Source organism: Pseudomonas sp. FDAARGOS_380 (assembly GCF_002591235.1).
Lineage (GTDB): Bacteria > Pseudomonadota > Gammaproteobacteria > Pseudomonadales > Pseudomonadaceae > Aquipseudomonas > Aquipseudomonas salmasensis.
The window spans coordinates 4089670-4114455 of sequence record NZ_CP023969.1; the positions used below are offsets into that span (position 1 = coordinate 4089670).

Below are 24786 nucleotides of genomic sequence, written 5' to 3' on the forward strand. Positions count from 1 at the left end.
GGGGAGCGGTGATGGAAACCGAGGCACCTGTTTGCCAGACCATCGGCTTTTTGCTGTTGGACCAGTTCACCCTGATATCGCTGTCGTGTGCGGTCGAGCCGCTGCGCATGGCCAACCAATTGGCGGGCGAAGAACTCTACCGTTGGCAAACCCTGAGCCTGGACGGCCAGCCGGTGTGGGCCAGCGATGGCGTGTCGGTGACCCCGGATGCGTGCGCGCAGGACCAGCGCGGCTTCGATGCGGTGATCGTGTGCGGCGGCGTGGGCATTCAACAGGCTATCAGCCCTGCGCTCATCGCCTGGTTACGCAGCCAGGCACGCTTGTACTGCAAACGCCTCGGCGCGGTGTGCACCGGCAGTTGGGCGTTGGCTCAGGCGGGGTTGCTTGATGGCTTCCAGTGCAGCGTGCATTGGGAGCTGATGGCGTCGATGCAGGAGGCGTTTACCCGCGTCAAAGTCAGCTCCAGCGTATTCACGCTCGATGGCAACCGCTTCACCAGCTCCGGCGGCACTGCACCGCTGGACATGGTGCTGCACCTGATCGGCCGCGATCACGGGCACACGCTGTCGGCGGCGATTTCCCAGATGTTCGTGTACGAGCGCATTCGCAACGAGCGCGACCACCAACGCGTGCCGCTCAAGCACCTGCTCGGCACGCAACAGCCCAAGCTGCAAGAAGTGGTGGCCCTGATGGAATCCAACCTGGAAGAACCCATCGACCTCGACGAACTGGCCGCCTATGTGCACGTGTCCCGCCGCCAGTTGGAGCGCATGTTCCAGAAGCACCTGTACTGCACGCCATCGCGCTATTACCTCAAGCTGCGCCTGACCCGTGCTCGCCAGTTGCTGATGCAGACGCCCATTTCGATTGTCGAGCTGGCGGTGATTTGCGGCTTTGTGTCCACGCCGCATTTTTCCAAGTGCTATCGGGATTTCTTCGGCGTCGCGCCCAGCGATGAGCGTTCGGACATGCGCCTGCATCCGCCGCCTGCGTTACGGCCAGAGGGGCAATCCCGGGCCCCGCAACAGCCCAGGAATGCACTGGAGCAGGCGCGTGATGAGCCGACGTTTGCCACGGTGCAGATTCAGAGGCGATAGGGCTTGCCCTCTTGCCCCCTGTAGGAGCGAGCTTGATCGCGAAAAATTCACAGGCGCCGCGTTCATTCAGGCAGCACGCGTTATCGTTGACGTTTTTCGCGAGCAAGCTCGCTCCTACAGGGGCCAGCGGCCTACTCAAATCCACTGGTCATTCAACGCGGTACGCTCACCGCCTTCATGCCCGGTATTCAGAATGCCCCTTGGCTCGATCATCATCAGCTTGGCTTCGCCCTCGGCCGCCGTCCTGTGCTCAATGCCACGCGGCACCACATACAACTCACCCGGCTTCACATACACCGGGCCATCCGGCAGGTCGATACGCAACGTGCCTTCAAGCACCAGGAACGCTTCATCGGTTTCGGGGTGCGAATGCCAAATGAATTCACCCTCGATACGCACGACCTTGAACTGGTAGTCGTTCATTTCGGCGACCACTCTTGGGCTCCATTGCTGGTCGATGAGCGAGGCTTTTTGAGCAAGGTTTACAGGCTGTGCTTGAGTCATGCGGGATCTTCCTGTCGATGAGAAGGCCAGACTATCCAAGCAAGCGGTCAGCAGGCTTGTACGATCCTGCAACCTCTCCACTCGTACGCCCCCGCATTCCCCACGGGAATGCATCACATAAAATTAATGCATTTTTCTTACTGCCACGGTTAACGTAATTTGCGTCAAGGCCACGGAGAATCGCCTTGAACTCATCCTCACCCAATCCTGCTGAAAAATTCGATACCTCAAGAGCCAACGAGTACGCGCGACAAAGTCGTATCGCGCTGGCGGGCTATGACGCGTGCCAGGACCTGGCAGCCTGCATGCTCGCGGCGAGCCTTGGCGATGCCCCTTCGGCCAAGGTACTTGTGGTCGGCGCCGGCGGTACGGCGCAGGAGATCATCGCCATGGCCAGCCTTGAACCGGGCTGGCGTTTTATGGCGGTTGATCCCTCCCAGCCGATGCTCGACGCGGCAAGGCAGCAGTTGGAAGCCAACCACTTGCTTGATAGAACCACCCTGCATCTCGGGCAGCTCGAAGACCTGGCAGCAGACGCTTCATACGACGCCGCCACCTTGATCGGTGTGCTCCACCATCTGGAGGGCGACGGCGCCAAGGATCGGATGCTGAGATCGATTCGGGCGCACCTGAAACCTGGGGCACCGCTGATCGTCGCGGGCAATCACTATGCGTATGCCAGCCAGCCGTTGCTGCTGGCGGCATGGGGCCAACGCTGGCGTCAGCATGGCGCCACCCCGGACGAAGTGACGGCCAAGCTCGGCAAAATCCTTCAAGGCGCTGACCCTCCACATTCCGAAGCGGCGGTTCAGAAACTGCTGCACGACGCCGGGTTTGGCGACGCGACGCGTTTCTTCAGCAGCCTTTTCTGGGGGGCTTGGTTGACGTGCAAGCTGGGGTAGCAAGGTCTCGCCTTGCTCAGTGAGCCGAGAGAGTAGCCAGCCGCCGACGCCAATCGCCGCCATGCCGAAGGTGGCATTCCTCTTCCGAGTCGAAACTGACGCAGCGGGCGATGTTCGGGACGTGCACGTCAGCGTCATCCAGCGCGGCGGTAGTCAGCTCGCGCATACGGGCGTCCGCGCCGGTCGCGAGGGCGTGAGCCTTGCTCGCGACACTGTCGAACACCCAGATCACCCGCAGGCTTTGGGGGAAGGCGCGGTAGTCGACGGTGTGGGTCAGCCATTCGAAGCCCGGGATTTCAGCTTTCGCGATTTCGCAGGCGTCGGTCAGGGCTGCGATGAGGCGGCGTTCGATACGGGCGTGGTCGCGTGAGGCAGGTGGCATAAAGGAAGTCTGTGAGTCCTGGGAGTGGGTTGGGGCGCTGATCAGAGCATAGCTATCTACACAACTTCGGCACCACGCTAAATCTGTGGCGAGGGAGCTTGCTCCCGTGACGGCCTGACAGCCGGCGCATATCCATCTGACGCTCCGAAATCCAACTGTGGGAGCTGGCTTGCCTGCGATGACGGCCTACCAGCCGACGCCAATCTACCTGACACCTCACAATCCAACTGTGGGAGCTGGCTTGCCTGCGATGGCGGCCTGCCAGCCGCCACTTTTCTACCTGACACCCCACAATCCAACTGTGGGAGCGGGCTTGCTCGCGAAGGCGACCTTGCAGTAAACACAGTTGGACCTAGTACATATCCATTTCAGCGGTAACGGCCACCTAGGGTTCCGCCCTGACGGCGGCTCACTTTTGAAAAGCGCAAAAGTAAGCAAAACGCTCTTGCCCCACCACTCGGCACCTCGCCTAGGCTCGGTGTGCCTGAACGCAGACTTGAATCCATGGGCCGCCGCCACGCGCCATCCATGGCGCGGGGCGGCTAACCCGGCGTCCTGCCGGGTTACCCACGAATTCAAGCCTGCGTTCGGCCAGCGTGGTTTAACGGGGCGCCTGAGATCAAGATCAAGAGCAGATCAACAGCGGCTCGCTTCGCATCGTGGTTACCGTTAAGCGCTACAGAGTTGTGTAGATACCTGTGCTGATCAGAGCGGGGGCTATTGAAGCGAGGGACGCAAGCGTTGCCACTCATTCCAGCAATCCTCGGCAACGATATCCGGGTAACCCCGCTCTTGTTCCATCGCCAGCGCAGTGGAGAAGGTTACCGCAATGCAGGTGGCCTGGTCGCGGAGATCGCACACTTCGACTTCGCTGAGAGGGGCGCCTTTTTTCGATTCGGCGGCTGTCAGCAAGGCTGCCAAGGACGGTACGAAAACCAGGCAGAGGGGCTCGGTAGGCATCAGCTTTTTCCTGAGTGGGGTGGGTGGTGCGCTTATTGTTCAGGGTTGATCAACGACCTCAACGTATGGTCCTCCCACACGCCAGCGATCTTCAGATAGGCTCGCGCATGTCCTTCCTTCTCAAACCCCAGCGACTCTAGAAGACGTTCACTGCGTACATTGCGGGGTAAATGATTGGCCATGATCCGATGAAGACCCAACTGCTCAAAGCAGTGTTGGTTAGTGACCTGAAGTGTTCTTTTCATCAGGCCACGGCCTTGGGCAGATTCCGCCAGCGAGAAGCCGAGATGACAGGCCTGAAAAACGCCCCTCACAATGTTCGTGTAGTTACACCGCGCTAGAACTTCTCCGCTTTCGGATTCAAGCAAGAGGAAACATAGCGCGTTGCCAGCTTGCATATTGTTGACCTGCTGCTCGACCCTGGCCTTGGCGCTGCCAATGCTGAAATACTCCTCATCCCTGAGCGGCTCCCAGGGTTGCAGATGCCTGCGGTTGACCCGTTCGTAACGGCTGACCCTTTCGAAATCGTCGCCCCACAATGGCCGAAGGCAGTAGCCCTCAACGCAATACTCCATAAACCCCTCCAGATTTACCAATGGCCCCATCTGACTGCACAGCCGCAAAGAATAGCGCCGCTACGCGTAAAGCGACCCCTTTCAAGGCAAACAGGTCTACCATGCCAGCCCCGGCAGTGGTTCCACTCGCTCCCGAACTCCATTTTTCAAGGTAGCGATAATGTCCATCGACCAGATCTCCCTCCCCAAAGGCGTCGGCCCCCACGCCGCCAAGCTGCTTGACGCTATTACTGGCGCCTCCACCCATGAAGAACTCAACCGAGCCGGCGGTAAAGCCGAGGGTTTTGTGCTGGGGTTGGAGTCTACCAAGGCGATCAAAAGCCAAATCGCAGAGTCGTTGTATGTGGCGTATGACGACGCGGCGAGCAATCGAGCTGGTGAACTGAAGGGCTAGTGCACGTCAGCCCATGGTTCCGGAATGAGCGCTAATCGCCGGAACAGGCTGACGAACATAATAATTGTCGAATTCACTGCTTTCGATGAACTGAAAGCCATGGCGGGTATAAAAGCGATTCGAAGCGCTTTCTTTGAGAGCCCCTACTTTAATAGGAAGCGCAGCCGCATCCGCCTCTTTGAAAATCTGGGTAAGAACAGCAGACCCTACCCCTGACCCTTGCGCGCTCGGCCTTACATACAAGTGGTCGAGCAAGAGTTCATTGGGGTGATGTTTGACCACGACGAAACCCACCCTCTCTCCAGCTGCCTCGATATAGCGTGTGCTGCGAGCTTCAAAGCCGCTAAGAAACCGCTCCCGCGCACGGGCTGGATCAAATCGCCCAACACGCTCCAGACTATCGCGCATGGCCTCGATTCGAATGGCTACAAGATTATCCAAGTCGCTTTGTTGGGCTGGGACCAAAATGATGGGGGAATTTTGATTGGGTGCGACGGGCATATCGGTTGCTCCAACTACCATCCTGGGGGCTCAGTATAGAGAGCCTGATACTGGTGAAGCGACCCGCATGATATGTTCACGGCATACATGGAGTAACAGACCCCAGGAAGGAAATTGCAATGCCAGTGGACACCCACCCAATCCGCATTCTCTCGCAACGCCTTAGCATTGCGCCCTTCTGCGAGCAGGACGCTGTTGAGTCTTTCTCTTGTATCTCACCGTCTCTGACTCGCTACATGTCCTGGGAGCCGCCTGCCTCACTGGAAGAGTACGCGCAAGTCTGGGGGCGGTGGCTGCCTGCGATAGCGGATGGGAGCGACATCGTGTTCACGGTCAGAGAGTTGGTCGGTGCTCGTTTTACTGGCTTGGTTGGGCTGCACCATACCGGCAGTGAAACGCCGGAGTTGGGCATCTGGATTCGTGAAGATAAGCACGGGATGGGCTTTGGTGGTGAAGCGGTGCAGGCGGTTGTTCAGTGGGCTAGCCAGTGGGTGGTGGCAGAGAGCTTCATCTATCCTGTTGCGACGCAGAATCGTGCGAGTCGTCGTATTGCCGAAGGTTTGGGGGGAGTTGTCATTGAGAGGCGGATGGCGGAGAAATATGATTCGGTTGTGTACCGGATACCGATGGTTTAACTCTGGGTATCAGGTTAGCCGATTGCTGGCCTGCACTAACGGCAGAAATCGGCCATGAGCAGACGTTCGCTAGAGGCGTCTTTGTGGTCAGAGTCGAGTATGAAGGCAAGGATACGTAACAGAACACACGCCAAACAGCTTTAATCGAAGAATTTACGTGCTCCAATCAATGCAATAATAAACATAAGATTTTCAGAAGGTTATGAAGATTTACGGACAAGTCGAGATGAATAGTTAGGATAAAAGAGCATGGTGTCATTACGCCATTTCGCATGGTTGGTATATGCTCTCGTAAAGATCAATTCTAGGGGGTACCATGAACGATCAACCGAACGCCGCTTATCGCTTGGAAGGTCTTGATCTTGAAGATGGTTGGACAGTAGGTAAGAGAATTGTCACAGGTTCAGAGGGCGGCGGTTCAGGTGGTTTCTTTTCGGTATCCTATGAGGTTCGTAGGAATGGTCAAGAAGCATTCTTAAAAGCATTTGATATTGTTAAAGCACTTCAAATAGCAGCACAACAAGGTAAAACGCTAATAGCGGCGCTGCAAGAACAGGCTCAAGCTTTCAACTTTGAGACTGCACTGCACGATTTGTGCTTGGGCGCCAAAATGAGACGTGTTGTAAAAATTCTGGCCCATGGGCAAGCAATTGTGCCAAGACTCGAGAATGAACAAATTTTCCAGATTCCATACATGATTATGGAATTAGCAGACGGTGGAGATGTTCGCGGGTACATAGGAAAAACACTTGCGATTGATATAGCACTAAAGCTTACTTATCTCAAGGATGTAGCGTCAGGCATACTGCAACTGCATAAGGCAAAGGTGGCTCATCAAGATCTTAAACCATCCAATGTAATGGTTTTTGGGAATGAAATGGCTAAAGTTGGTGATCTTGGAAGGGCGAGCAGTCAGGATCTTCCAAGTTTGCATGACTCCAGTAACATTGCAGGCGATTGGAATTACGCTCCGCCGGAGCAGCTATTTCAGCATCCGCTCGTTGACTGGATGGATCGGCGCATGCGTTGTGACCTTTATCAGTTCGCTTCTGTAATTACATTTGTATTTTTCGGGACTACGGTCAATCTAGAGCTTATTAATAGACTGCCTAAACATGTTAAGCCTTTCGCATGGCAAGGGGAGTCATCTTCCTATTCAAATTCATTGCCTTTCTTTATAAATGCGTTTGATCAGGCGTTAATAGACTGGGAGAAACAATCCCCTGAGTGGCTGAGCAGTAGTTTGATAGATATAATAAGGCAGTGCGGAACGCCGGATTATACTCAGCGCGGGTGTCGGAAAACACTTAGGCAATCAGTTCCCACTTTAGGCCTTGATCGATTTGTAAGCGAACTCCAAAGATTGATCCTGAGAGCCAGTATTGAGGCTAGAAACACGTCAAGCAAGCAGGCAGATTCACAATGAACCCACTCGGTTTAAAGCGCGACATAATTCCTATTTGGAAACCATCTTACGAAGCTGCTAAATCTCCTGAGTTGCTCGCGGTGAAAAAGCAGGTTTCTCAGATTAAGGTGGAGACTCAATCGGAAACTGTATTAGCGGATTTTCTTGGTAATAAGAACCTTGGAACAGCCGCAGACCTTTTGAATGTCTCGATGCTCGAGGGGAAGTCGGAGCTTTCGATCATAGCCGCAGAGTATGTTATTAGCTCAAAAGAAAAGCTTCCTGCTTTAGAAGCAATCAGTCGAAAAGTTTTAGGGTTAAAACCGCTTGATACTCACTTCCAACATTTAAATGAAATTGCCGCTTTGCGGTCAAGACTGACCAATATGCCACAAAATCCAATCGCGTGGGTTGATTTGGCTCGTGCATATACCATAATAAATGAAAGAGAGAAATCAGAAAAAGCAATGTGGGTAGCGCTGCGATATTCCAATAATCATCGTTGGATATCCCGTATGGCGGCTAGATTGTTCGTTCATTATGAGGAGCTAGGGAAGGCACATCGAGTATTATTGTTAAATGAAAACTTGCGATCTGATCCCTGGTTACTGTCTACGGAATTAGCGGTCGCGAGGCTGGCAGGGCGACCATTGAAGAATTGGAATCAGGCTAAAAAGCTAGTCGCTGCATCAATAAACCCAATTCATCTGTCTGAACTATCAAGTTCAATCGCCACTTCAGAAATTTTGGGGGGCGCTGACAAAAAAGCTCGTGCTTTTTTTAAACAGTCTCTCATATCACCAACCAGTAACTCTTTGGCACAAATAAAGTGGGCAGACCGCTCGTATAAACTAGGTTTTGGAAAGCAAATAGAGGCGACTCTTGCTCATTCCAACAACGCCTATGAAGCAAAATACTGGGAAGCGTATGAAAAGAAAAATATGCAGTTAGCTCTTGAGTATGCTGAGGCCTGGTGGGGAGAAGAACCTTATTCCGTTTCTCCTCCGCGCGCAATCACATATCTAGCATCAATTGTTAATGATATGCCGCTACTTCTTAGGTCCGCCAACATCGCTTTAAAAGCCAATCCTGAGGATGTCGTTCTAAAGCTAAATTATTTATTTGCTCAGATTAGTACCTTGGGTTACGCATCTTCAGTAGATAGTAAAGCGTTAGACAAGGTGACGCGGACTCTTAGAGCTGTAATGCATGGCCCGGATAAAAGCGAAGCGGCTCATGCAATAGCTAATATTGGTATGCTTGCTTATAGGACGGGAGAGTTTAATCTAGGTAAGGCGTACTACGACCACGCTGAAGAATATTTTGAGAAAACAAAAAACCCCTCTCGATTTTTTCTCCTGTTGAATCATCTCAGGGAAGCGCTAATAGCTGAATCTGAATGGTCTGGAAGTATACTTTCGAAAATTAAAAAAATTATATCTCAGCCTCAACCAGTCTTCTCCGCTGCAGGTGAATATTATCTCAATAAGATAGAGTTATTGGAGAAACAACCGGGAACATGGAAAGATAAATTTTCCACTGTTTTCATAGATGACGAGAAATCTGATGAGGCTGCCGAGCCTGTAAAAATAATATCATTGGAAGAAGCCTCAAAAAAATTCTGGCTTCCTTCCGACTTCTACACTGTGAATGAAGCTCTTCAGTTATTGAAAACTGAGCGTGACATCCCTACAGTGAAGCCCAGAGTTAAATAAATATCCGTTCAGGGGGCTGTTCTAGGCTCCCAAAGAGTTGAGTTTGGACGAAAAACAAGATTTTGACACTGTATTGCCTAATGCGTGACATTGCTTCAGGTACCATATTTTTATGGGGGTAGTGCTGTCAATTTACCTTGAACGACCTAGGCGTCTTGAGACGCCATACTGAATTATAGATCAGATCCAACCATTCGTGATTGACCGACTCTCGCTGAAAACTAGCGTGAGCGGCAGCTATTGGCCGACTTCTGCCAGTCAGTGAGACCTTAGCGTGCGCCAGCAAAATACTCGCTTTCCTCAGGGGCATTTTTCCAAGATTCAAGAGCATTGATTACGTCTTGGCTGACAAGGGTGCCATTGTCCGCGAGGAACAGCACTTCTGAAGCGACAGCCTTGTTTTGAGGGATAGTTCCGAGCTGGTAGCCTGGAAAGTAAGGCCCTGCGCTTGCAAAGCGAGGACGGATGTTCACTATGATGAGTGGTACGATCACGACGCTATTGGTCTCGTCGTGGAGAACCTCAAGCTTGATCAAGAAAAGAGATAGCCCATTAGGATCTGAGTCATAGTCAGTCTCCAGGCGAGAATGTTACTCGCTCCGTCTCCTGAGGCTTCACTTCGTGGTGGACCTTTATGCGCGAAACTGACCCTTTCTCTTTGTATATCTTCAAGTCGTAAGTTGCCGAGATAGGTACAAGACTATAGTGGTGATTAGTCAACGTTTCCCAGTGCTTGAGCGTGGTTACCCTAACCTCTTTTATAAAAGTGACTTGCGTACCGCGATTGACCAGCTTCAGTTATAAAGAGGTGATGTATTCGTCGTTTTCGCAGCTACAGCTTTCAACTTCATACAAATCAACAATCTTGAGACCCGGAGCAGTATCAACCAGAAGCTTTGGCACAGAGTTCAAGATTGAAGCCGCAAGCAGTTGTTTGTAAAGCCACAACGCTTTGCGATCAATGATGTCCGCGTGCGCCATTTTATGATGTTTGTCGCAGAGAAGGATTAGGTTGCTTGGATCGTTATTCTCACGGTTGTGATCGACATGGTGAACTTCCAGGTAAGTGTGCTCAGTACACTGATTAATTGCGTAGCAATGACCACTCTCAACTTTAATTGCTCTGGCAACCTCTACAGCAATGGTGGGGCGTTTCGTTGTGTAGATGCTACCCATGCCCTTACTCGCAGATATCTGAGTTAATTTTTTTATCGAGAAATTCCAGCAAATCAGTCAGTTGCTCAAGGTCTACTACCGGGTGCGGTGCGCCCCTGCCAAGAAAGCTTCCCTGGTCGACCAGCAAAGCCCCTGCCACCTCAGCTCCCTTCAGAGCCGGTACTTCCGATAGCCAATTGACCTTTCGTTCCAGCTTCGAGTGAAAACTCTCTTGGTCGTCCGGACCAAGTTTGCCAACAATATTAGTTAGCTTGCTCTTTGAAAAAGGCTGCGTAAGCACCTTGCATTCAAGTATCAGCGCGAGCAGTCCGGAGGGATGCAACGCCAGCACATCGATCTCTCCAGGCACCTTTTTGCCGTTCGGATGTACCAATTGACAATCGCCGGCCGCCCAGTAGCCTTTATCGCTGACTACACCGGCCTTCCATCCTCTGTTTAGGCAAAGGTCCACAGCCGCCTGTTCAAACGGCTGCGAGATATGCATCTGAAAAGCAGATGGATGTACTGGCGAGCCCCCATAATCCGCGCAATCGAAAACCGAGTTCTCAACAAAGCAGTTAATCGAATCGATAATTGTCAAAACCGTCGTGGCGAAGGTCTTGTTGTCGATGCGTAGTACAGGTCTTTCAACCAACATGTTCGACGCGAAATCTTTCATGCGACGTTTAGTATACCAATCTGCTTGCCAGAAGCAGGCCTCCACACTTGCTTGCGCTGAGGTTAGTTGAAGACCAAAACCGGTGATTTCGGCCGCAAATTCCTCGAAGAGCACTACGCCGCTGTAAACCTCGGCTCCAGCCAACTTGAACTGCAGCGCAAATTGAAGCAGGGTAAGCCTAGCTTTAAGTCCCAGCCAGAAGGCCGGTTTTTCTCCCGCCTGGGCGAATATTGTACCGACAAATAACTCGATATCGTTTGACTTCTCCCCTTCAAGCGTACGCGTAACGGCGTCGGAAAATGCGCGAGGATTCTTAAAAATGACTGACTTAGAATGCTCTAGAGTTCTTTGTGTCTCTCCGTAAGGTGAAGCCATTGAATTCCATTGTGCCAGTAACACCTTGTCCCTTTCACTGGAGTGCGAAAACCCGCGGGGATGGAATTCAATAGTCTGAAATTTAAACACTTTGTGATGTTCATAACTCCCGACTAACTGCTCCCAAGCCATAGCTGCGAAAACGAGTTTCTGCAGTTGAGCAGCACTTTTATCAATAGCAGTCTGTGCCTGACGGTTTGGCCAGATCATCGCTATAGATGTCTTCATCGCAGAGCCGCAAATTGGTACCTCTTTCTTCCAATTGGTGTCGCGATAGTAGAAATCGTCCACCGCCTCCAACAGTGCAGGAATGGCAATTCTTGCGTCAATTGTGCAGGCAATGGAATCTAAACGTTGCTTAGTGCACTCGATGGCTCTCAGCCATTGCTCATCATTCTGCAGTGAAAGCAAACCATGCGACGCCAGCAATTGAGCAGCGTCAGAGAACCATTTAGAATCACCCGAGATACTATCGCGCAAACCGTGGGCTAGTTCGTTCGCCTGTTTGTAAATTCTCGACGAGTCTTTGAACAGAAAATTATCTCGGGTCATCACTATATTTGCGCTCCACGACAAATTGCTATCATACCTTTTTAGTCCCGCTTCACATGAGCAATGAGCTACAGATCTAGGGCAAGCTGCAGTATCCCAACGACATCCGGCCCATCCTCATTAATCCACGTCCCATAATGCTGCAGGATCATATTCCCGTTCGTATGCCCCATCTGCTCAGCAATCCAATTGATTGAAGCCACGCCCGTGGTCAGCAACTGACTTGCGTAAGTATGCCGACAATGCCCAGGCCCCCCGATAACGAACCCCAGCTGCGTTCAAGTGAGCCTTAAAAAACCGATCTCGGACAACAAGGTCGCTCACATACGGCAACCCGCTTTTGGCCTATTACCGCCATCTTTGAACGGCAGCTTCGGTTCGAAAGCTGACCAGTCTTGAGCGTACGCTTATGGCCGGTTAGCGACTATTGCTCCGATTAGCCATCCTTGTCCTTCCACACGTGGAGGACTTGTCATGAACATCATCGCTACCTGCAGTCGTCAGCCCTGGAACAAAGGAAAATTGGTCGGGCAGAAAACCCCACTCCGACCGAGAGATATCTGGGCCATCCGAGTAAGGCTTCAAATTGCGGAAAGAACCCGAGATCTGGCTCTCTTCGATCTGGCCATCGACAGCAAGCTTCGAGCCTGCGACTTAACAAGCTCCGCGTGCGCGATGTTGCTCATCGCGAGCACTTATCATCACGAGCCATGGTGATGCAGCAGAAAACGCAGCGGCCTTTGCAGTTTGAGATCACTGATTAAACACGATCTGCTCTCGGGGCCTGGATACATCGGGCCCAACTACGCAGCGAGAACTACCTTTTTCCTAGCCGGCTGCATACTTCTGACCATCTATCTACTCGTCAATACGCTCGTATCGTCAAAGGCTGGGTGAAAGCCGTGGGCCTTGATCCAGCCATGTATGGCACACACGATGAGACATACGAAGGCATCACTGAACTATCGCAGGACGAAGAACCTGCAGGCGGTTCAGTTGCTGCTCGGCCATACGAAGCTGGAGAGCACTGTTCGATACCTGGGGGGTGAGGTCGATGACGCCCTGGAGATGGCGGAACAGACTGAGGTTTGACCATGCATAGCGACGGTCGAAGTCAGACCGTCGCTAACCGGCCGAACGTAGTCGCCGCTCTCGTCATCGCAGAGGGCTTTGTGCCGAGGCTGAATCCACCAAAGCCATCAAGTGCCATATCGCCGAGTCGTTGTCTATGGCTTACAACGACGCGGCGGGTCATCGGTCTAACGAGTTGAAGAGCTGCTCATCACCCAGGGCAGGGCGCTTCGCGGTCAAGGAGTCTGGCGGTGAGGAGTACGCCCAGTTCGCTCAGTTGGTGGATGGCCAGGGCGATGTCGCGGTGTTTGCCGTTGAGGTCTTCGGATAGGTCGAGCAGCAGGGTGCTGACGCTGGTGAAGGTTTCGTAGCTGTTGGTGATGAGGGTTTCGTTGCTGGCGTTTGGGGCGACGGTGAAGAGGGTGGTTGAATCGTTAACCATGGTTAAGTTCCTTGCTTGGGCCACTTCCCCATCGCTACTAAACAATAAGGGCGGTAGCTGTACGCAGGTTAGTAGACCGGTGGAACCTAACAAAACCGGCGCGTCCGAGGACGCCCTACGCACAGCCACCATCAAGCACAGACGGGAGCGTCTGATGGATGAAGCGTGTGCACTTGTTAGGTCTAAGGTGGGCTACTAAACCCGATCACTGAACAATTCAGCGACCAAGCCACCTTAGAGACGGCCACCCTAGCGCACAAGCCGGCGGATTCTGACGCAGGCGTAGGCAATGGAGCAAGGTGCGGCAGGGGAATCGGATTTTGCCTTCAGGCGCAGCGTGATCGTTTGGGGTTTTCGCGAGCAAGCTCGCTCCTACAGGAGTGTTCATCACCTCAAACGAAATTGTTAGCATTGAGCGCGTTTCATATTGGAGGCAGGGATGGATGAAACGATATGAGGTTCAGCCGATCACACACCTTCCGCGCCAGATACAGGCGCTGGAAAAGGAAGCCGTTGGCGAGGGTTTCAGGTTCCTCACGCGTCTGATTAACGAATGGCACTCTGGAGCAAACCGCTTTGATGCACCCGGCGAGTGTCTGATGGCGGCCTATTTGAATCAGCAGCTGATAGGCATTGGAGGTCTTTCAGTTGATCCCTATGCTGACAATAATGTGGCCAGACTGCGGCGGGTGTACGTCGCAGCTTCCTCAAGGGGGCAACACGTCGGGCAGGCGCTGGTAAAGGCGCTTGTTGAACGTGCCGCTCTGAGGTTTCAGGTGGTGCGTCTTTTCACGGATACGGCTCAAGGAAGCGCCTTTTATGAGCGCTGTGGCTTCAAGCGAACCGATGATGCCCAGGCGACTCATATCATGCGGCTTGGCGGTTTCTGAGGCGGGTAGCTGCACCAGTGGACTGCGGAGTCGACATGCACGTGTTTTTGCTTTTCAGCTATGAAAGGCGTATCGAGCGTGCCCAGCGCTATCGACACCCAGTCGGCAAACTCCCCCTGAGACCGTGACCAGAACAATGTCGAGCCGCAGTGCGTGCAAAATTCGCGCAACACCGCCTCTGAGGATGCATAGGTTTTGATGCTGTTGGCGCCGGAAAGTAGGCGTAGTGCGTTACGGGGAACACTGCCGTAAGACGCGAATGCGGCCCCGTGACTTTTGCGGCACTGGCTGCAATGGCAGTGGCTCACTGATTTGGGCGTGGCGGATAGCTCGTAAGTGACGGCTGCGCATAAGCAGCTTCCCTGGTACACCGTTGTCATGCGCTTTTCCCGTCATGCGAAAACGTCAGCGTAACCGTCTCGCTCTAGTCAGTCGACCTACAGCTGCTAGTCAGGAGCAGACGTGGCTGTCGTCAGCCGACTCTCCGATCACACGCCCATCAAGCCAAATCGCCGAGTCGTTGTAGGTGGCTTGTGACGACGCGGCGAGTTATCGAGCTATTGAATTGAAGGATTGATCATCAGGGGAAAAGGGGACGGATTAATTTCTAGGAAAAATAAATCTGTCCCTTTTTCGGAGGCTTCCCCGCTGTAGGGAGTCGTCTCTTCTCCAAAGCTGAGGCAGTTCAGTCGGAGCGCTACGAAATTGTTAGGATTATTCCAAAGCTCACAAGCAGGCCGCCAAAACCTCGGTCAATCCATTGTCGTGAAGACAGCAATTTCTCTCGCATTTTGCCAGTTGAGAAACACAGTGCGACCAAACCAAACCAGATTATGTGCGCACTCGCGATGAATATACCGTATGCGATTTGCACAGTTACGCCGGTGTCTGGTCGAACTACGCCCATGAACAGACTGACTATGAAGATCGATGTTTTTGGATTCAACGCGTTTGTCAGAAACCCCGACCGCAGAGCGGATAGGCCCGAGATCGCTGGTGGAGACACGTTTTGCTGTTCGACCTCCGGCTTTGAAAAAATCATCTTGATACCCAGGTAAATGAGATATGCAGCTCCAGCGAGCTTGAGTGCACTGAACAGCCAAGGTGTCTGCTGAAGGATCAAGCCCAGACCGAGCAATGTGTAACAAATATGAACGAGAACCCCAATTCCAATTCCCACAGCTGTAAGCAAGCCAGCACGTCGAGACAGTAACAGCCCATTGCGTGAAACCAGTGCGAAGTCGGGCCCGGGACTGATGCACGCGAGAATTGTAATAGTGACTACTGCTATCCATTCGCTCATGATGAGCCCTGCGGTTATTAAAATTGAAGCCAATATTTGCAAAGTATTTTACTGAGCACTAACGATGATTTCTGATGGGAATAGTGACTATAAGTCACGCATCACTGAGGCGAGAATGCCGTCATTACTAGCATTACGTTGCTTCGAATCAGCTGGGCGATTCGAAAGCTTTGCCCGAGCTGCTCACGAATTGCACCTGACACCGGGTGCTATCAGCAGAGCAATACGCTTGCTTGAAGAGGATCTGGGTGTCGACCTATTCGAGCGGCGCAGTCGAAGGGTTTATTTAACGCAAGCGGGAAAGCACTTATCTCGCGCGGTGAGCGAGGGGCTCGGCATGATGAGTCAGGCAGTTCGCGAAATACGCACCGAGGCCCGGCGTGTCCGTCCGCTTGTATTGTCTTGCGAACCAACGTTGCTGATGCGTTGGTTGATCCCTCGATGGAGCGACTTCCAAAAAAATCATCAAGGACAGGACATCCACTTAGTGGCCGGTGGTGGCTACTTCTCGTTTGACCACGGCATAGACTTGGCCATTCGGCGAGATGATTTTCCTCGGCCGGCCGAATACCATGTCGAGACACTGTTCACTGAAAAGGTTGGCCCGGTCTGCCGGCCAGAAAAGCTAGACCAATGGTTTGGCAAAGCCAGAAAGGGTCTGCACTCAACGGCTCCATTGCTGCAGACTATCAGCAGACCTGCAGCTTGGCAGGAATGGGCCGCTGCCAAAGGGCTCAGTCTTTCAGCTATGCAGGTTCAATCTTTCGAGCACTTCTATTTCAGCATCCAAGCAGCGGTTGCAGGACTAGGAGTGGCCATTGGTCCTTGGCATTTGGTGCGTGACGATGTTCATAGCGGTGTGTTGGCCGCACCGCTGGGCTTTGTCGAGGACGGTTCACGCTATTGCCTGCTCTCTCCCGCAGCGCTCAAGAATGGCAGCTTGGAAATGGAATTGCTCAAATGGCTGCAGACTGTCGAGTGAGCGGGGCTTAGCCGCCTTTCAATAAGCTGTGGGCATTTAACTAATGGGAAAGGGGACGGATTTATCTCTAGAAAATAAATCTGTCCCCTTGTTCCCTTTTCGCAGCACCGCCAATCCCCTGTGGGAGCTGTCGAGCTTTAGCGAGGCTGCGAAAGCGGTGGTTCAGGCGATGAAGAGGGTGAACGGCATCCTCTAAGCGCCCGCCTGATCACCAAATAGCAAAATCTTGATCTGGCCGAGAATCTTCGAAAGGGGCGCATTGCTATCTTTACTGCTTTTCTTCGCGCGGAGCACGACGATGGCACAAATAATCAAAAATAGGCCTATAGGGTCGGCAAGCGTGAATAGCCACTCAGGCAGTATTGAGATACTTGAGGCAGGGATAAATTTGGCCATGACGACATAGGCCGTCGCAAGATAGACCATTATATTGAATGACCTGAACTGCAACGATAAAAAGCTCTTGTCTGACGAGCGTTCTCGGTATTTTAAGTACTCCCAAAAAGACCATAGAAAAAATATGCTTGTGTAGGTCAAGGCGACGCAATAAAAAGGTTTTGTCGCCAGCACTACGGTGAGCAAGTAGAGTGGCAAGAGAACGATGGTCACAATAAAGCGGAGACTGCCAAGTATTGGGCTTTTCAATACCGACTTATGATAGCCAAACCAACTCAGTAGCAGATTCACATAACCGACCATCACCACCATCAATATGAAAGAGTCAGGGATAGCGCCTTCCTTGACCCACACTAAAATGGTCTCGGCCACGGCAGCAGCGATCATGACTGCAAACATTGGATCGATGAATTGGCCCGTCGAGGGGTCCAGATTCTTTTCGTTCATATCACCCCCTTAACGTTCTGCATCAAACAGGCAAATATGCTTCGGTCATATACTTTGCCGCGGACGTCGTCAGGAAAGTTGACATTTACAGCCTTGACAAGGGTGAGGTTTTGAGCGACCTGCTCAGTGTAAGTCGCCAAGCTGCAATGCATCTTTTTCAAGCCGTTGGCGGGATCAAAGCTGATGTGCCCGTAGGATGTCCGCGTATGAAGCCGCTCTAAGTAATAAGCGTCCGAGCTGTCAACATGTACCTTGATAAAGTGCCCCCCAGGCTTCAGCACGCGCGCGACCTCATGCAGGACACGCTGTTGATCTTCGTCGCGGGTGAAATGGCAAAGCGAATAAGCATCCATTACAAGATCGTAAGTCCCGTCGCCCCCTGGGATTCCCTCTAGCAGGTCTTGCTTCACAACTTCGACAGCACCTGACAGTCCGGCTTCCTCAACACGGCTACGTGTCAAAGCCACCGCTTTTGGACAGAAGTCCAGAGCGAGGACCTGCATACCCAAACTCGCGAGAAAAAGGCTATTACGACCGTTACCGCAACCAAGATCCAAGACCCGTGCAGTGGGGAATTCACAGGTTTTCATCAGCTCGACGAGTGCATGTGCCGGTGCAGCTCTTAGCGATGATGGAATGGTAGGCGCTTGTTCATACTCTCGATCCCATACGTCCTGGGCACAACGCCCGTTCGGCTCAGCAAACTCTATGGTTACGTCTGGGGTGTGGGGAAGGCTCATGTGATATCCCTATCTGCTAACTGCTGGTGGAATGCATATTTATTTTTGCTGCGCGGTTGCGGGTGGGGCAGCCCATACTCAAGCGATCCCACCGCCGCCCCTCATGCTCAGGGTCGGCGCTTCAACGATCAAGTTTCTGGAAATACAGTGCCTTGGAACCCATCATTGCGCTGGCATCTTAGTCTATAGAGGTCTCCTTGCAGTGTCATTTTGAGCGTTTCGTCTGTGCACAGGTGTGGCTCTCGCAAGTGACGGCTGCGCATAAGCAGCTTCCTTGGTTGACCTGGATTGAAAGAGCAACCCCACAATACTGCGGACTCGCCGTAGCACTGTGGAGTTGCTACGCCAGCGCCTACACCGTCCCGAAACGCACCTCCACCGACAGGCTGCCCTGGTTATCGCTCAGGCCAGCCCCGTAACGCCCGGCCAGGTCGTCATTGATGCACAACTGCAACTCCCCCTGCTGGCCACGCGGCAATTGCGCCTGGTTGCCCACCAGGAACGGCGCGCCGCTGGGGCCGATACGCCCGATCAACGCGCCTTCCGGTTGACCGGGCAGGGTATAGCCGGGCTTGGCGGTCAGGCCTGGGTGGCCTGCCGCGCCGACCATCCCGGTGCCCGGGTTGGCCGTCCACTGCCCACCGGTGCACACCGCCAGTTGCCAGCTCTGTCCGTTGACCTGCACGCCTGTGCCCTGCCAGGGGTCTCTGGCCTGCACCTGCACGGTACGCTTGAGCAGGTCGCTGGCGACCACGTCGGCGGCCTGAAAAGTCAGCGCGGTGATGGTCAAGGTCGGGTTGGCGGTGCCGGTGGAGGGGAACACGCCGTCGCCGACCAGGAACAGGTTGGGGTGGTCCCAGCTGCGCTGGTCTTTGTCCACCACCGACTTGTTGCGGTCCGAGCCCATGCGGTAGGTGCCCATCAGGTGGCCAGCGCCGTAGAAGGCGTAGTTCTGGTGATCGTAGTTGAACACCGTTTGCGAGCCGAGCGTGGGGTCGAGCGTGGGGTTCAGGTTGGTCAGCTCGGTGGCACCCATCAGTTTGGTGATGATATGAGTGGCGGCCAGGCGCGCCTGCTTGAAGCCCTCCTTGGTGTAGTCGGACAGTTCGTAGGCGATCTGTGGCCGAGGCAGGCCCAAGCCGTCGGTGAAATGCTTGCTACTCTCCACCCGGCACAGCGCTTCGTCGGGCTCTTTCTCCACCTGCTCAATCAAGAAGCCCAGGCGGAATTGGCGGGTCAGCACGCTGTTGAGCTGCCGCACCAGCGCCTGGCCGGACAACTTGAGCTTGCTGGGGTTAGCGCCGCCTATGTTGGTGCCGTCGATCAAATCGCAGACTGAAGCGTACGGATCATTCGCCGACCAATTCCAGCCCTCGTTACCGATCTCGATACGCCATGCGGCACGCTCGCTGCGGAACGGGCCATCGCGCATGTCTTCGATCCCCGAGGTGGACAGTGGCCCACGGAACGGGAACAACGGCTTGCCTTCGGGCATCAGGCCCCAGGCCAGGTACACCGGGTGGTCGGCCAACGACTTGCCGACCTGGCCGCTGTTGTTGGCGACCCCTTTCGGGCTGTGCGGGCCGATGGAGTTGAGCAGCAGCTTGGGCGTTTCGATCGCGTGGGCGGCGATCACGTAGCGCTTGCCCTGAGCCGTGCCGTTCTGTTGCGTGCCGTTGTTCTGGTACTGGATGAAATCGATACCCGTGACCCCATTGGCATCCACCTGCACCTTGCTCGCCACGCACTGATAGAGGATCCGCACGTTACCGGTATCCAGCGCCTTGGCCATGGTCACGGTGGCGTCATACTTGGCCTGGATCGGGCAGATCGGCGTGCAGCTGGTGTTGCCGGCGCATACCCGGCGGCCGTTGTCGTTCTGCGAGTTACGCCCGGCTGGCGTTTGCCGCACGTTGAGGGTGAAGCCCTGGTACTGCTTGTCATTGATGGCCTTGCCCACGCCCTGGTCGACCAACGATGGAGGAATGCCGTGCATGCTGTATTGGTAGCCCTGGGGGAAGGTCACGCCCAGGTAAGTCTGCGACGCCACATCGGCGGAAACGCACATCTCTTCCTCGGCGCGGCAGTAGGCGCTCTGCAGGTCGTCGTAGCTGATCGGCCAGTCGACCCCAACCTTGTACACACTCTGCATACGAAAATCGTTGGGCAACAGGCGCAGGGCCGTGCCCATCCAGTGCCACATGGTACCGCCGCCTACCCGCTCGTAGGTGCTGGCGAACAGTTGCGGCCCGTTCTGTACCAGATAGCTCTTCTGCACCTTGTCCTTGTCGTGGCTGCCGGCGGTGATCAAGTCCTGGATAGTCGCTCGCGGTGCGAACTGTTTGGCCGGGGTCTGCTCACTCTGCTCCGGTGGGTAGGGCGACTCGGGCGCCTTGAGCACGGCGGTATAGAAACGCTCCAGGTACTCGCTGCGGTTAGGCGGTATCGCCGGGCCCGACTCGAGCACCAGCACTTTCAAGCCGGCCAGGCCCAACTGATAGGCCATGACGCTACCAGCCATGCCGGCGCCCACGACGATTACATCGGCGGTTTCAATGTTCTGGGTGTTTAGAGTGCTCATGGCTGCTGCCCTTCCTTGGCGTCGACACCGGTGAATTGCTTGAGGGTCGGTGGTTGCTCGGCCCAGTAGCCGAAGTGGTACTCGCTGTAGCCCATGGGGTGGGATTGGGCGATCTTCCACGCCCAGCTTTCCTTGTAAGCCTGGTCGGAGACCACACGGATTTCACCCTTGTGGGCGGTGCCCTGGTCATAAGGTTGGTACCAGCTGCCCAGCAGCCACAGCTTCATGATCGAGCGGGCGCCCTGGGCGATTTGCGGGTCTGAGTTGCCGAGCACGGTGCTGGCGATTTGCTCAGGCGGTTGGCTCTTGATGCTGGCGTACAGCCCCAGCAGGTTGTTCAACGCTGCGGTACCCATGCCTTGCTGGGCTGTGGCCAAGAACAGCGGCGGCAGTTTGATCGGGTCGAGGGAGGGCGCCAGCAGTTTGGCTGACAGGCCAGTGAGCACGGCGGACAGGTCGACGAAGTCTTGCAGGTTCGGGTCGCTCATGGCATCACTCCTTGGCACCGGTGGATTGGGCACGTTCAAGCAGAAAGGTGAAATCGGCGAAGCTGGTGCGCGGTGACTGGGTCACCCGGGTGGTCGCGTTGTTGTGGCACTCCATGCAACTGGATGAGGCCTGCGGCGTAGTGCCCTGGTTGTAGGTTTCCAGCGTGGCGTTGGCCAGGAAGTTCGGCGCAGGCGTGCCCAGCGGGTTGGTTGGCGACGGCGCCTGGCAGTCATCGGCGGGGGCGGTTGGCCATTGGGTACTGATCAACTGGTAGTTGGCCCACACCGTGCCCTTGAGCGCGCCTTGCCATTGCGCATTGAGCTGGTGGGTCGCGGCGGTGAGCGGTATTTCTCGCACGATCTGCGAGGGTGTGGCTTTCTTCGACGGGTCCCACGGTTGCGCGGGCGGCTCGTTCACCGGGAGGTTGCTGGCCTGGGCGTTGTAGAACAGGTAGGGGCCCTTGCGTTCGTTCATCGGCGTGGTCTTTTCCGGCACGTTGCGCACGTGCTCGAAGCTGGACCACACCCACTGCGGCGCATTTTTGGTCTTGTGCACGATATGCAGGCCGACCAGTCCGACCTTCTGCGCGCTGCACGACTCGGGGATTACCGCGCCCGTGTTCGGGTCGGTGTTGCCTGGGGTGTAGACCAAGGCGTCGACGGCGTGGAATTCCTGCGGGTTGTCGTTGCCGCCGAGTACCTTCCAGGCCGACTTGACCATGATCGCGCCGACCTGCTTGTCCTTCACGCCGCAGGAGAAGGCGATGCGGTTGTCGGCCTTGCTCAGGAACGCTTGCTGGCCTTCCTTGCTATAGAGGCCATTGTTGACGATGTTGTCGAACATTGGCTGGTTGACCATGATCGCGTTGCGCGTGTAAGTGCCGCTCTGGTCCACCAGTGGGCCGGTCTTGAACGGCTGGATGAATTCGTCGAGCACACCGGCAACCTTGCCCATCTGTTGCAATACGGGCAGGTCACCCTTGCCTTGGCAGGCGGCGGGTGGCGGCGTGTGCTGGTCCCAGGCGAGCGGCTTCTGGCCTTGGGGCAGGAAAATCGCGTAGCTCTCCTTCCACGACTCCCACACCGTCTGCCCCGGCGCGCCGATCTGCACCGAGGTGTTGGCGCTGCCGTCGGCGTTGGCGGGCCAGTTCAGGGCGACGAAGGTCTGCCACGACAGCACGTCAAAATCGTGTTGCAGGCTGTCCAGGGTGATGGGGGAGTTGGCGGTGACGTCGAAGGGGATCGCAGGTGACAGCACTGGCGGGCTGGCCGCATCGGCCATGGCGAGCGCGCTGGTGAAGCTTGCACCCAGGCACGCCAACCGTTTCAAGGTTATTTTCATTATCGTCTCCTCAGCAGATAAAGCGTCGGGACGACGAGGCGTACGGGCCCTTCATGGACCGATAGTTCAGCGTTATCCCTTACGCTAGGCTGAAGGCTAGCCGTTGCGCTAGAACGCTCAGCAATATCCGACTAAAGGTAGGGGTAAGCAGGATCGGCGCCCGGCGGCAGATGCACGTGTGGGCAATGGCGCAAGGTGCGGCAAGGGAATCGGATTTTGCCTTCAGGCGCTGCGTGATCGTTTGGGATTTTCGCGAGCGAGCTCGCTCCTACAGGAGTGCCATATTCCGGTGTTATGGTTGGCGCTGATGATGGAGGATTGAACATGACATTGACTGTCGACACCCTGCTTGAATTGGCGATGGCCAATCCGATCAATGCGCAAATCACGTCGCGGCTGCCGGAGCTTGGTGTGCAGCAGTGCATGCTCACGGCGGGCTGTTTGTTCCAGGCGGTGTGGAATCATCAGGCGAATCTGCCGGCGGCTCAGGGCGTGAAGGACTACGACGTTTTTTACTTCGACGAGGACCTGTCCTACGAGGCGGAAGACGCGGTAATTCGTGCGGCGCAGGTGCTATTTCAAGACCTGGGCGTGAATGTGGAGGTCAGGAATCAAGCGCGGGTTCACCTTTGGTATGGTCAGCGGTTTGGCCGGCCCTACCCGCAGTTGCATTCGGCCAGGCAGGGGGTTGATCGGTACTTGGTGGCGGGTACTTGCATTGCGCTGGATATTGCCTCGGGCGACGTGTATGCGCCTTATGGCTTGGAGGATGTGGAGCAGGGGGTGTTGCGGATCAACCCTTTGCATCCGGAGCCGGAGCTGTTTTTGCACAAGGCCAGGAGTTATCAGGCGCGTTGGCCGTGGCTCAAGATTGTAGCCCCAATACTGTAGGAGCGAGCTTGCTCGCGAAAAACGTCAACGATAACGCGTGCCTTCAGATTAAACGCGGCGCCTGTAAGTTTTTCGCGAGCAAGCTCGCTCCTACAAGTTTGGTAACGTGCCGAGTAGGCCGCCACTTATCACTACCAGCCAGGGCGGCAGTTTCCACACCATCAACGCGACCAGTGCCAGCAACGCCAGGGCGAGGTCGTAGCCGTTGAAGATCGCGCTGGTCCAGACTGGTCGATACAGCGCTGCCAACAGCAGGCCGACCACCGCCGCATTGACACCGGCCAGCGCCGCCTGGGTACGCGGGCTTTTGCGCAGGCTGGCCCAGAAGGGCAGCGCGCCAAAGATCAGCAGAAACGACGGCGCGAAGATCGCCAGCAGGGCGATCACCCCGCCAAGCCAGCCGCTCGGGGCGTGGCTCATGGAGGCGCCAAGGAACGCGGCGAAGGTGAACAGCGGGCCCGGCACGGCTTGGGTGGCGCCGTAGCCGGCCAGGAACACGTCGTTGCTCACCCATTGGCTGGGCACCACTTCGGCTTGCAGCAAGGGCAACACCACGTGGCCGCCGCCGAACACCAGTGAGCCGGTGCGGTAGAAGGCATCCACCAATGCCAGCGTGGGGTTGGACACCCAGCCGGCGAGGATCGGCAAGCCCATCAGCAACAGCACAAACAGCATCAGCCATAGGACCCCTGCACGGCGGCTGATGGCGATGGGCAGGGCGTCGGCTTCGGCACGGGTCTCGTACTTGAACAACAACAGGCCGGCCACGCCTGCGACGATCATGACCCCGACTTGAGCCCAGGCGGAGGGTGCCAGCAGCACCACGCTTGCGGCAATCAACATCAACGCCACCCGCAAAGCGCCTCGGCACAAACTGCGCGCCATGCCCCACACGGCTTGGGCCACCACGGCCACGGCGACAACTTTGAGACCATGCAGCGCGCCATTGGGCAGGGCGCCGCCGTAGTGGGCCAGCCCCAAGGCAAACAGGATCAGGGCGATGGCCGACGGTAAGGTGAACCCGGCCCAGGCCGCCACAGCGCCGCCATAACCCGCCCGTGAAAGGCCCAGCGCAATGCCGACCTGGCTGCTGGCCGGGCCGGGCAGGAATTGGCACAGGGCAACCAGTTCGGCGTAGCTGCGCTCGCTCAGCCACTGGCGCCGAATGACGAACGCTTCGCGAAAATAACCCAGGTGTGCAATCGGGCCGCCAAAGGAGGTGAGGCCCAGGCGCAGGAAGATCAGAAATACTGACCAGGGGCTGCTACGGTGATCGGCGATAGGGGGCAAGGGTTGCCTCGGGGCGAGCTGTTCAATCCAGCGCAGATCGATAGGTTTCAGAACCTTAACCATTTTTTATGACGCGTAGAAGAGGCCGCCGC

At 55.2% G+C, this 24786-nt stretch carries 26 protein-coding genes and 2 pseudogenes; 10 read left to right on the top strand and 18 right to left on the bottom strand.

Annotation, left to right across the window (positions count from 1 at the left end; translation table 11 throughout):
* Positions 1-11: 11 nt before the first annotated feature.
* Positions 12-1097, top strand: a complete 1086-nt coding sequence (locus tag CRN80_RS19135) for a GlxA family transcriptional regulator (RefSeq protein WP_032896095.1) — start codon at positions 12-14, stop codon at positions 1095-1097.
* Positions 1098-1232: 135 nt separating this feature from the next.
* Here the strand turns inward: CRN80_RS19135 and CRN80_RS19140 are convergent, their stop codons facing one another.
* Positions 1233-1601: a cupin domain-containing protein gene (locus CRN80_RS19140; protein ID WP_032872736.1), complete on the bottom strand. Its 369-nt coding sequence runs from the start codon at positions 1599-1601 to the stop codon at positions 1233-1235.
* Positions 1602-1786: 185 nt separating this feature from the next.
* Between CRN80_RS19140 and CRN80_RS19145 the strand changes: the two genes are divergently transcribed.
* Entirely contained in the window at positions 1787-2503 is a 717-nt protein-coding gene (locus CRN80_RS19145) for a class I SAM-dependent methyltransferase (protein ID WP_098950809.1), read from the top strand.
* Between the two features lie 16 nt (positions 2504-2519).
* Here CRN80_RS19145 and CRN80_RS19150 read toward each other — a convergent pair whose 3' ends face one another.
* The 3 genes from CRN80_RS19150 to CRN80_RS19170 all read right to left on the bottom strand — a co-directional run bounded on the left by CRN80_RS19150 (position 2520) and on the right by CRN80_RS19170 (position 4420).
* Positions 2520-2885, bottom strand: coding sequence for a hypothetical protein (locus tag CRN80_RS19150; protein WP_098950810.1), 366 nt, complete (start codon positions 2883-2885; stop codon positions 2520-2522).
* Between the two features lie 717 nt (positions 2886-3602).
* Positions 3603-3845, bottom strand: coding sequence for a hypothetical protein (locus tag CRN80_RS19165; protein WP_098950812.1), 243 nt, complete (start codon positions 3843-3845; stop codon positions 3603-3605).
* Positions 3846-3877: 32 nt separating this feature from the next.
* Positions 3878-4420, bottom strand: a complete 543-nt coding sequence (locus tag CRN80_RS19170) for a GNAT family N-acetyltransferase (protein WP_098950813.1) — start codon at positions 4418-4420, stop codon at positions 3878-3880.
* A 160-nt stretch (positions 4421-4580) separates the two neighbouring features.
* Here CRN80_RS19170 and CRN80_RS19175 point away from each other — a divergent pair, with 160 nt between their 5' ends.
* A complete protein-coding gene (locus CRN80_RS19175; protein ID WP_034136025.1) occupies positions 4581-4814 on the top strand; it encodes a hypothetical protein in 234 nt (77 codons plus the stop codon).
* A gap of 6 nt (positions 4815-4820) precedes the next feature.
* Here CRN80_RS19175 and CRN80_RS19180 read toward each other — a convergent pair whose 3' ends face one another.
* On the bottom strand, positions 4821-5315 hold the full coding sequence (locus tag CRN80_RS19180; protein WP_098950814.1) for a GNAT family N-acetyltransferase: 495 nt from the start codon (positions 5313-5315) through the stop codon (positions 4821-4823).
* A gap of 119 nt (positions 5316-5434) precedes the next feature.
* On the opposite strand from CRN80_RS19180, the gene CRN80_RS19185 reads away from it, so the two are divergent.
* From CRN80_RS19185 to CRN80_RS19195, 3 genes are all read left to right on the top strand, one after another.
* Entirely contained in the window at positions 5435-5950 is a 516-nt protein-coding gene (locus CRN80_RS19185; protein WP_098950815.1) for a GNAT family N-acetyltransferase, read from the top strand.
* 316 nt (positions 5951-6266) lie between these two features.
* Positions 6267-7376 carry a protein kinase gene (locus tag CRN80_RS19190; protein WP_098950816.1) on the top strand — a complete coding sequence of 370 codons (1110 nt, stop codon included), beginning with the start codon at positions 6267-6269 and terminating at the stop codon, positions 7374-7376.
* Complete coding sequence (locus tag CRN80_RS19195) at positions 7373-9070, top strand: hypothetical protein (protein WP_098950817.1); 1698 nt, start codon at positions 7373-7375, stop codon at positions 9068-9070. Before CRN80_RS19190 ends, CRN80_RS19195 begins: the two co-directional genes overlap by 4 nt.
* Positions 9071-9339: 269 nt before the next feature.
* On the opposite strand, the gene CRN80_RS19200 is transcribed toward CRN80_RS19195, so the two are convergent.
* The 4 genes and pseudogenes from CRN80_RS19200 to CRN80_RS31785 form a co-directional block, all read right to left on the bottom strand.
* On the bottom strand, positions 9340-9606 hold the full coding sequence (locus tag CRN80_RS19200; RefSeq protein ID WP_098950818.1) for a hypothetical protein: 267 nt from the start codon (positions 9604-9606) through the stop codon (positions 9340-9342).
* 262 nt (positions 9607-9868) lie between these two features.
* Positions 9869-10246 (bottom strand): HNH endonuclease signature motif containing protein, encoded by a 378-nt coding sequence (locus CRN80_RS19205; RefSeq protein ID WP_098950819.1) that lies wholly within the window; start codon positions 10244-10246, stop codon positions 9869-9871.
* Positions 10247-10250: 4 nt separating this feature from the next.
* Entirely contained in the window at positions 10251-11831 is a 1581-nt protein-coding gene (locus CRN80_RS19210) for a hypothetical protein (RefSeq protein WP_098950820.1), read from the bottom strand.
* A gap of 68 nt (positions 11832-11899) precedes the next feature.
* A pseudogene (locus CRN80_RS31785) lies at positions 11900-12170 on the bottom strand (site-specific integrase); the annotation flags it as partial.
* Positions 12171-12305: 135 nt separating this feature from the next.
* Between CRN80_RS31785 and CRN80_RS31790 the strand changes: the two are divergent.
* Positions 12306-12923, top strand: a pseudogene (locus CRN80_RS31790) (tyrosine-type recombinase/integrase).
* 190 nt (positions 12924-13113) lie between these two features.
* On the opposite strand, the gene CRN80_RS19225 reads toward CRN80_RS31790, so the two are convergent.
* Complete coding sequence (locus CRN80_RS19225) at positions 13114-13344, bottom strand: DUF6124 family protein (protein WP_057700777.1); 231 nt, start codon at positions 13342-13344, stop codon at positions 13114-13116.
* Between the two features lie 443 nt (positions 13345-13787).
* Between CRN80_RS19225 and CRN80_RS19230 the strand changes: the two genes are divergently transcribed.
* A complete protein-coding gene (locus CRN80_RS19230; protein ID WP_098950822.1) occupies positions 13788-14234 on the top strand; it encodes a GNAT family N-acetyltransferase in 447 nt (148 codons plus the stop codon).
* Here the strand turns inward: CRN80_RS19230 and CRN80_RS19235 are convergent.
* The gene (locus CRN80_RS19235; RefSeq protein WP_098950823.1) at positions 14207-14614 is read right to left on the bottom strand and encodes a GFA family protein; all 408 of its coding nucleotides are present in this window, start codon (positions 14612-14614) and stop codon (positions 14207-14209) included. The two genes, CRN80_RS19230 and CRN80_RS19235, sit on opposite strands and share 28 nt — an antisense overlap.
* 317 nt (positions 14615-14931) lie before the next feature.
* Positions 14932-15537, bottom strand: a complete 606-nt coding sequence (locus CRN80_RS19240) for a LysE family translocator (protein ID WP_044274743.1) — start codon at positions 15535-15537, stop codon at positions 14932-14934.
* A 64-nt stretch (positions 15538-15601) separates the two neighbouring features.
* Between CRN80_RS19240 and CRN80_RS19245 the strand changes: the two genes are divergently transcribed.
* Positions 15602-16519, top strand: a complete 918-nt coding sequence (locus tag CRN80_RS19245) for a LysR family transcriptional regulator (protein ID WP_044274742.1) — start codon at positions 15602-15604, stop codon at positions 16517-16519.
* A gap of 192 nt (positions 16520-16711) precedes the next feature.
* Here the strand turns inward: CRN80_RS19245 and CRN80_RS19250 are convergent, their stop codons facing one another.
* From CRN80_RS19250 to CRN80_RS19270, 5 genes are all read right to left on the bottom strand, one after another.
* Positions 16712-17362 (bottom strand): hypothetical protein, encoded by a 651-nt coding sequence (locus CRN80_RS19250; protein WP_098950824.1) that lies wholly within the window; start codon positions 17360-17362, stop codon positions 16712-16714.
* Positions 17359-18102 (bottom strand): class I SAM-dependent methyltransferase, encoded by a 744-nt coding sequence (locus tag CRN80_RS19255; RefSeq protein ID WP_098950825.1) that lies wholly within the window; start codon positions 18100-18102, stop codon positions 17359-17361. The genes CRN80_RS19250 and CRN80_RS19255 overlap by 4 nt, the downstream gene beginning before the upstream one ends.
* A gap of 352 nt (positions 18103-18454) precedes the next feature.
* Positions 18455-20683 (bottom strand): GMC oxidoreductase, encoded by a 2229-nt coding sequence (locus CRN80_RS19260; protein WP_098950826.1) that lies wholly within the window; start codon positions 20681-20683, stop codon positions 18455-18457.
* Complete coding sequence (locus tag CRN80_RS19265; RefSeq protein WP_098950827.1) at positions 20680-21171, bottom strand: sorbitol dehydrogenase; 492 nt, start codon at positions 21169-21171, stop codon at positions 20680-20682. Before CRN80_RS19265 ends, CRN80_RS19260 begins: the two co-directional genes overlap by 4 nt.
* A 4-nt stretch (positions 21172-21175) precedes the next feature.
* Entirely contained in the window at positions 21176-22513 is a 1338-nt protein-coding gene (locus tag CRN80_RS19270) for a cytochrome C (protein ID WP_098950828.1), read from the bottom strand.
* 324 nt (positions 22514-22837) lie between these two features.
* Here CRN80_RS19270 and CRN80_RS19275 point away from each other — a divergent pair, with 324 nt between their 5' ends.
* Positions 22838-23404, top strand: a complete 567-nt coding sequence (locus CRN80_RS19275; protein WP_098950829.1) for a nucleotidyltransferase family protein — start codon at positions 22838-22840, stop codon at positions 23402-23404.
* A gap of 90 nt (positions 23405-23494) precedes the next feature.
* Here the strand turns inward: CRN80_RS19275 and chrA are convergent, their stop codons facing one another.
* Positions 23495-24694 carry a chromate efflux transporter gene (gene chrA, locus CRN80_RS19280; protein ID WP_098952642.1) on the bottom strand — a complete coding sequence of 400 codons (1200 nt, stop codon included), beginning with the start codon at positions 24692-24694 and terminating at the stop codon, positions 23495-23497.
* Positions 24695-24786 lie beyond the last annotated feature (92 nt).